This is a genomic window from Pseudonocardia sp. McavD-2-B, from assembly GCF_024124365.1.
Taxonomy (GTDB): domain Bacteria; phylum Actinomycetota; class Actinomycetes; order Mycobacteriales; family Pseudonocardiaceae; genus Pseudonocardia; species Pseudonocardia alni.
Genome location: NZ_JAMXSG010000012.1, coordinates 38744 through 46185 on the forward strand (window position 1 = coordinate 38744; position 7442 = coordinate 46185).

Genomic DNA, 7442 nt, shown 5'->3' on the forward strand with positions numbered 1-7442 from the left:
CTCCGCGTCCGGCCCCCTCGTCGCACCCGGTCCGGTCGATGCGTCCGGTTCGGTCACTGGTCCCCCTCCTCGCGCGGCATCCGCCGCAGCAGCTCCGGTCCGAAGCGGGTCACGTGGGCCCGCGCGGCGGCCTCGGCGCGGGCCGGGTCGCCGGAGATGATGTCGTCGAGCAGCGTGCGGTGGCTGTCGGCGATGTCGCCCAGGTCGTCGTAGAGGTCGCGGGACAGCCGGAAGACGTGCTGCAGCGGCGCCGAGATCGTCTCCCAGATGTGCAGCAGTCGTCGTCGTCCGCAGAGCTCGTGGATCCGGCGGTGCAGTGCGAAGTCCAGGCTCACCGCGGCGGCGCTGTCCCGCGCGGCGCAGGCGGCGTGCAGGTCGTCGACGATCCGGCCGAGTTCCCGGGCGTGCCCCGCCGATCCGGTCGTGGCCAGGGCCCGCACGGCCAGCGGCTCGGTCGCGGCGCGCAGCGCGATGATCTCCTCGGCGTCGTCGGCGGTCAGCATCGCGACCCGGGCGCCGCGGCGGGGGAGCAGCACGACCAGCCCCTCGGCGTCGAGCCTGCGCAGCGCGTCGCGGACCGGGCCCCGGCTGATCCCCAGCCGCGTGGCGAGCTCGCGCTCGACCAGCCGGTCGCCGTCGCGCAGCTCGCCGGACAGGATCAGGCCCCGCACCCGGTCGGCCGCCGCGTCGCCGAGGCCGGGATGCGCGGCGAGGTCCCCGACCTCCGGCGTCGGGCCGGTCACCCGGCCTCCAGCTCCGCCCGCAGCCGGTGGGCGACACCGGACCCGGTCACCGGCTCGACGTCGTCGCGGGTCACCGGGGCGCCCGCGGCGACGGCGCGCCGCAGCACGACACCGTCGGCCAGCCCGATCGGCAGGAACCCGCCGGTCCGGGCCGCGGCGGCCGGGCGGACGACCCCGTGCACGGTCGAGCCGCCCTCGCCGTCGAGCCGGTCCCCGGGGACCAGGTCGCGCTTGGCGGTGGCGACGACGTCGGCCACCCAGCCCCGCGGCCGCCCGGAGTCCGCGCCGCGGGCCCCCGCGGCGCACACGCTCTGCGCCAGCTCCAGCCCGATGAGGTGGTACGGCCGGTACATCGCGGTGTAGCGGCCCGAGGGGTCGGTGCGCAGCCCGTAGTTCGCGAAGCAGGCCGCCACGTAGTCGCTCGGCGCCTCCAGCGTCACGTAGACGCCCCACCGCAGGTCCCGGTCCACCGGGCTCCCGTCGCGGTGCAGCGACGACACGACCTCCACCGTCCCGGTCCGGTCCAGCACCCCGCCCGCCTCGCGCGGGATGCACACCTGCTGCAGGTCGTCGGTGCCCGCGGGCGGGAAGGCGAGCCCGTCCTCCGGCGGGAGCAGGCCGGTCGCGTTCGCGACGGCGGCCATCTCGATCGCGGACTTCGTGCCGTCGAGGAAGGAGTTGAACATGACCGGGTTCAACCCGGACCCGGCCGCGTGCTCGGGGGTGAACCCGTAGTGCCCCCACACCGTCTCCGGGGTGGAGCGGTGGTACTCCGGCAGGTACTTGGTGCCCTTCCCGGCGGCGACGACAGCGAAGCCGTTGGTCCGCGCCCAGTCCACCAGCTCGCAGATCAGGCTGGGCTGGTCGCCCGAGGCCATCGTGTAGACCACGCCCCGCTCGGCCGCGCGGGCCGCGAGCACCGGACCGACGAGCACGTCGGCCTCGACGGTCACCATCACGACGTGCTGCCCGGCCTCGATCGCGCCCAGCGCGTGCGCGGCGCCCGCGACGGGGGAGCCGGTCGCCTCGACGACGACGTCCACGTCGTCGGCCCCGAGCACCGCGTCGACCGAGGTCGCGACCCGGGTCCCGGTGAGCCCGGCGGTGTCCAGTGCGGCGCGGCCACGCTCCTCCGAGAGGTCGACGACGGCGCTGACCTGCAGGTTCGGCACCCGGGCCGCCTGGTGCAGGAACATCGTCGCGAACGTGCCCGCACCGATCACGCCGGCCCGGACCGGTGTGGAGCGCTGCTGCATCGTCTCGAACAGACCCATCCGGTGCCCCTCCACGCCGTCGCCGTACCACCCCGCTGTGACCGACGGGGGCACCGTGCGCCGGTCCGCGGTGGGCTGTCAACGGTTGACCAGACTGTGGAACACCGCGATGTGGTCGCTTGCTCACGATGTGGGTCATCTGTCACGGTGTCGTCCGGCCCGGTCACCGCCGTCCGGGCCGGTCGACACCGAGGAGCGAGGCCGATGGGGCCCGAGATCATCGCGATCGCCGTACTGGTGGTCATGTTCGTGATCGCCACGACGATGCCGGTCAACCTCGGCGCACTGGGGTTGCTCGGCGCGGCCGCGGTCGGGATCGGCGTGCTGGGGCTGAGCCTCGACGACGTCCTCGCGGGCTTCCCCGGAGACCTGTTCCTGCTGCTCGTCGGGCTGACCTACCTGTTCGCGCTGGCGACGGCCAACGGCACCGTCGACCTGCTGGTCCACTGGGCGATGCGGGCCGTCCGCGGGCGGCTGGTGCTCGCGCCGTTCGTGTTCTTCGCGATCTCCTGCGGGCTCTCGGGGCTCGGGGCGTTGTTCGCGGTCGCGATCGTCGCACCGCTGGCGATGCCCTTCGCCCGGCGCTACGGCATCAACCTGCTGCTCATGGGCATGATGGTCGTGCACGGCGCGCTCGGCGGGGCGTTCTCGCCGATCACCGTCTACGGCGCGTTCGTGAACTCGACGATGGCGGGCGTGGGCCTGCCCAGCGACCCGATCGCGCTGTTCCTGACCCCGCTCGTGGTCAACGTCGTGATCGCCGTCGTGATCTTCGTGGTGCTCGGCGGCCGGTCGCTCGTCGGGCGCACGGTCGACCCGGTCGAGGCGCCGGACGCCGACGCCGCCCCCGCCGGGGACACCGGCACCGCGACCGGAACCGCGACCGGCACGATGACCGAGGCCCCGGTCGCCGGCCGGGTCGGGCTGGAGCAGGGCATCACGCTGGCCGGCATCGCGCTCATGGCCGTCGGCTCCGCCGCGTTCGGCTGGGACGTCGGCGTCGTCGCGCTCGCCGTCGCGATCGTGCTGCGGCTGGTCGCCCCGCGCCGCCCGGACGTCGTCGGGAGGATCTCCTGGTCCACCGTCCTGCTGATCTGCGGTGTCGTCACCTACGTAGGCGTGCTCCTGGAGGCCGGCGCGGTCGACCTGGTCTCCTCGGGGATCAGCGGGATCGGCGCACCGCTGCTCGCGGCGCTGCTGCTCTGCTACGTCGGCGGCGTGCTCTCGGCGTTCGCGTCCTCGGTGGCGATCCTCGGCGTCGCGATCCCGCTGGCCCTGCCGTTCCTGCAGCAGGGCGAGGTGTCCGCGGTCGGGATGGTGGCGGCGCTCGCGGTGGCCGCGACCGTCGTCGACGTCAGCCCGTTCTCCACGAACGGGGCGCTGGTGCTCGCCAACGCGCCCGCCGACGTCGACCGGGACCGCTTCTACCGGCAGATGCTCGCCTACGCCGGCGTGGTCGTGCTGGTCGGTCCGCTGCTGGCCTGGGCACTGCTCGTGCTGCCCGGAGTGCTCTGAACGGGTTAACGTCCGGGCATGAACGACGCCGCCGTCGCCGCCGGGCGCCTCGCCCGTGGGCTGGAACCGCTGCACTCCCAGGTCTACTTCGCCCCCGAGGGCGAACCGGCCTACACCGCCGCCGGGCTGGAGCCGGGCCGGATGAGCTACTTCGCCCCGCGGGCCGCACCGATGGGCGCGGTCGGCGCCTCGGTGGTCACCGCGACGTTCTACAACTTCTCCCCGCGCCTGGTCGCGAAGTCGGTCCCGCGGGCCTGGGAGCTGGTGTCCGCAGCGGACCTGCTCGACGTGCGGTTCGCCGTCGCCGACGCCTCGCTGCGCCGCACCCTGGGCGACGACGCCGTCGCCTCGCCCGAGATGGTCGAGGCCGCCGGGCTGGCCCGGACCGCGGCCGGGGCCGTCACCCCCGACGGGCGCCCGCTCGCCGCCGGCCACCTCGACGTGCCCTGGCCGACCGAGCCGCACCTGGTCCTCTGGCACGCACTGTCGATCCTGCGCGAGCACCGCGGCGACGGGCACATCGCGCTGCTGGTCGAGGCCGGGCTGTCCGGGCTGGAGGCGCTGGTCACCGCGACCGCGACGGGCACCGGGTTCACCGTGGCCTTCGCCCGCGGCAGCCGCGGCTGGTCGGCCGCCGAGTGGAACGCCGCCGTCGCCGGGCTCGCGGACCGCGGCCTGCTGCAGCCGGCCGACACGGCCGGGGACGACGCCGTCGAACCGGTCCTGACCGAGGAGGGCACGGCACTGCGCAAGCGGATCGAGAACGACACCCACCGCCTCGGCGCCGCCCCGTGGTCCGCGCTCGGCGCCGACGGGGCCACGCGGCTCGGGGAGCTCGGCGGGGCGTTCGTCCGGACGGCCCTGGCGAACGGGGCGTTCCCCGCCGAGGGGGTCTTCGCGGCGCGTCCGAAGGGCTGATCGCGGTCCGCGCCCGGCCTCAGGACGGGCGCGGTGTCCTGACTGCCCGATATGGTGCGCTCCGCAACCGACCATCGTGGTCGGTGTGGTGACCTGCAGGAGGACCCGGTGCTCGAGATCAGCGGCCTCGAATGGGCCGTCACGATCGGCGTGATCATCGCGCTGCTCGCGTTCGACCTCGTCCTGGGCTGGCTGCGGCCGCACCGGGTGGGATTCAAGGAGGCCACCGCCTGGTCGGTGTTCTACATCCTGGTCGCGATCGCGTTCGGGCTGGTGTTCGCGACGATCCACGGCTGGGACTTCGGCACCCAGTACTTCACGGGCTACATCGTCGAGAAGAGCCTGTCGGTCGACAACCTGTTCGTCTTCGTCGTGATCATGACGACGTTCGCGGTGCCGGAGGAGCACCAGCAGAAGGTGCTGACCTTCGGCATCGTGCTCGCCCTGATCATGCGCGCGATCTTCATCGCGGTCGGGGCGACGCTGCTGAACCTGTTCTCGTTCATGTTCCTGGTCTTCGGTCTGCTCCTGCTGTGGACCGCCGTGCAGCTCTACCGGCACAAGGACGAGGACCCCGACATCGAGGACAACCTGGTCGTGAAGGGCGCGCGCAGGCTCTTCCCGGTCACCGAGGAGTACGACGGCGGGAGGCTGTTCACCCGGGACAACGGCCGCCGGGTCGCCACCCCGATGTTCATCGTGCTGGTCTCGATCGGCGGCATCGACCTGCTGTTCGCGCTCGACTCGATCCCCGCGGTGTTCGGCGTGACCCAGGAGGCGTTCATCGTCTTCACGGCGAACGCCTTCGCCCTGCTCGGCCTGCGAGCACTGTTCTTCCTGGTCAAGGGCCTGCTGGACCGCCTGGTCTACCTCTCGACCGGCCTGGCGGTCATCCTGGGCTTCATCGGGGTGAAGCTGGTGCTGCACTGGGCCCACGTCGACATCAACCCGGCCGTCCCGGAGATCCCGACCATGGCCAGCCTGGTCGTGATCCTGGGGATCCTCGCCGTGGTCACCGTCGCGAGCCTGATCAAGACGCGCAACGACCCGTCGATGACCGCCCACGCCGGGTCGCTGCGTGCCCGCAAGGAGCGCTCCGACCGCGACTGAGCCGGCCCGGCCGGCCCGGCGCTCAGCCGGGCAGGCCGGTCAGGCCGGGCCCGCCGAGCGGGGTGACCTCGATGTAGTCCGGCGGGGCGGTGAGCAGCGCCAGCACGTCGCCCAGGCCGCTCTCGCCGATGTCGCGGCTCAGTGCCGCCTCCGACGAGGCCGCGTCGGACCACATCTCGGTGACCCAGACGACGTCGGGCTCGTCGGGGGTGGCGTTCACGACGTAGGCGAGGCAGCCGGGCTGGGCGGCCATGTCGTCGGCGACGCGGAGCAGCGCACCCGCCAGTTCGGTCCCCTGCCCCTCCAGGGCCACCATCCGCACGTACCGGCCGACCCGCTCGCTCGTGTCCACGGCGGCGACCGTAGACGGCCCCTCCCGGCGTCCCGGGGCCGGGGCGGGCTCAGCCCGCGGGCTCGTCGGCGTCGCCGCGGCCGCCCCTCCACACCGGAGGTGGTGCCGACGATCTCCTCGGATGCCGTGGTTCCGGTCTACTCCGCTCCGTCCGCCGCCATCCAGGACAGGATCGGACCGGAATCGGCGGCACACTGGTCGTCGTGATGGGGACATCGGCGCGGCTGCTGCGCCTGCTCGGACTGCTGCAGGTGCCGCGCGACTGGACGGGGCCCGCCCTGGCCGAGCGCCTCGACGTCGACGTGCGCACCGTCCGCCGCGACGTCGACAAGCTCCGCACCCTCGGCTACCCGGTCCACTCCACCCCCGGGGTGACCGGCGGCTACCGGCTCGGCGCCGGGGCAGCGCTGCCACCCCTGCTGCTCGACGACGACGAGGCCGTCGCCGTCGCGGTCGGGCTGCGGACCGCCGCGGGCGGGTCGGTCTCGGGCATCGAAGAGACCTCGGTCCGGGCCCTGGCCAAGCTGGAGCAGGTCCTGCCGAACCGGCTGCGTCGCCGCGTCGCCGCGCTGGGCACCGCGACGTCCACACTCGCCGCGCGCGGCCCGACCGTCGACGCGGACGTGCTGTCCGCGCTGGCCGCCGCCTGCCGCGACCACGAGGTCCTGCGGTTCGACTACGTCGCGGGGGACGGGACCGAGACCCGCCGGGCCGCCGAGCCCGAGGGTCTCGTGCACACCGGGCGCCGCTGGTACCTCGTCGCCTGGGACACCGGCCGCGACGACCGCCGCACCTTCCGGGTGGACCGGATGCGGCCCAAGCTGCCCGCCGGGCCGCGCTTCGTCCCGCGCCCGGAACCGGAGGGCGGGCTCGCCGCGTTCGCCCAGCGCGGTATCTCCTCGGGTGCCTACCCGCACCGGGCGCGGATCGTGTTCCACGCCCCGGCGGAGCGGATCGCCGAGCACGTCACCCCGGCGTCGGGGATCGTGACCGACCTCGGCGGGGACCGCTGCGAGCTCGCGGCCGGGGCCTGGACCCTGGACTCGCTGGCGGTGTGGCTGTGCTTCTTCGGCGTCGACTTCGAGGTGGTCGAGCCGGTCGAGCTGGTGGAGCACCTCGATGCGGTCGCCGCCCGCCTCGGGCGGGCCGCGGACCACACGCGCGCGAACGGCGGCGGCTGACCGGACCCGCTCAGAGCAGGGCGCGGACCGCGCCCACGGGCGTGCCGTGGCCGAGCACGTCGGTGCGGGTCGCGGCGGTGAGCGCGTCGGACCCGGCGCCGAGGGACTCCAGCACGGCGCGGGCGACGACCGGCAGTGGTCGCGGCGACCCGTCCAGCACGGTGACGGCGAACGCCCGCCCGTCGGGCAGCGCGGCCGCCAGCACACCCTCGGCGCCGTCCTTGGCGACCAGGCCCGGCACCGCGCCGGCCAACCGGGTCACCGGCCTGTCCGTGCCGCCGACCCACCACGGGTGCGTGCGGACCGCGGCCGCGACCCGCCCCTCGGCGGTGCCCGGTGCGGCCGTCGC

At 74.4% G+C, this 7442-nt stretch carries 8 protein-coding genes; 4 read left to right on the forward strand and 4 right to left on the reverse strand.

The genetic code is table 11. The annotated features are described in order from the left end of the window. Positions 1 to 53: 53 nt before the first annotated feature. A complete protein-coding gene (locus NH602_RS03595) occupies positions 54 to 743 on the reverse strand; it encodes a GntR family transcriptional regulator (protein WP_253067020.1) in 690 nt (229 codons plus the stop codon). Continuing rightward, positions 740 to 2017, reverse strand: coding sequence for an NAD(P)H-dependent oxidoreductase (locus NH602_RS03600; RefSeq protein WP_100880884.1), 1278 nt, complete (start codon positions 2015 to 2017; stop codon positions 740 to 742). The genes NH602_RS03595 and NH602_RS03600 overlap by 4 nt, the downstream gene beginning before the upstream one ends. Positions 2018 to 2221: 204 nt before the next feature. On the opposite strand from NH602_RS03600, the gene NH602_RS03605 reads away from it, so the two are divergent. The 3 genes from NH602_RS03605 (at position 2222) to NH602_RS03615 (ending at position 5560) form a co-directional block, all read left to right on the forward strand. Further along, complete coding sequence (locus NH602_RS03605; protein ID WP_073575439.1) at positions 2222 to 3532, forward strand: SLC13 family permease; 1311 nt, start codon at positions 2222 to 2224, stop codon at positions 3530 to 3532. An 18-nt stretch (positions 3533 to 3550) separates the two neighbouring features. Further along, on the forward strand, positions 3551 to 4450 hold the full coding sequence (locus tag NH602_RS03610) for a hypothetical protein (protein ID WP_073575438.1): 900 nt from the start codon (positions 3551 to 3553) through the stop codon (positions 4448 to 4450). A gap of 108 nt (positions 4451 to 4558) precedes the next feature. Then, on the forward strand, positions 4559 to 5560 hold the full coding sequence (locus NH602_RS03615) for a TerC family protein (protein WP_100880885.1): 1002 nt from the start codon (positions 4559 to 4561) through the stop codon (positions 5558 to 5560). Between the two features lie 22 nt (positions 5561 to 5582). On the opposite strand, the gene NH602_RS03620 is transcribed toward NH602_RS03615, so the two are convergent. After that, entirely contained in the window at positions 5583 to 5912 is a 330-nt protein-coding gene (locus NH602_RS03620; protein WP_100879901.1) for a putative quinol monooxygenase, read from the reverse strand. 203 nt (positions 5913 to 6115) lie between these two features. Between NH602_RS03620 and NH602_RS03625 the strand changes: the two genes are divergently transcribed. Continuing rightward, positions 6116 to 7093 carry a YafY family protein gene (locus NH602_RS03625; RefSeq protein WP_179760831.1) on the forward strand — a complete coding sequence of 326 codons (978 nt, stop codon included), beginning with the start codon at positions 6116 to 6118 and terminating at the stop codon, positions 7091 to 7093. 10 nt (positions 7094 to 7103) lie between these two features. Here NH602_RS03625 and NH602_RS03630 read toward each other — a convergent pair. Continuing rightward, a partial coding sequence (locus NH602_RS03630) for an asparaginase (protein ID WP_253067021.1) occupies positions 7104 to 7442 on the reverse strand: 339 nt, incomplete at its 5' end.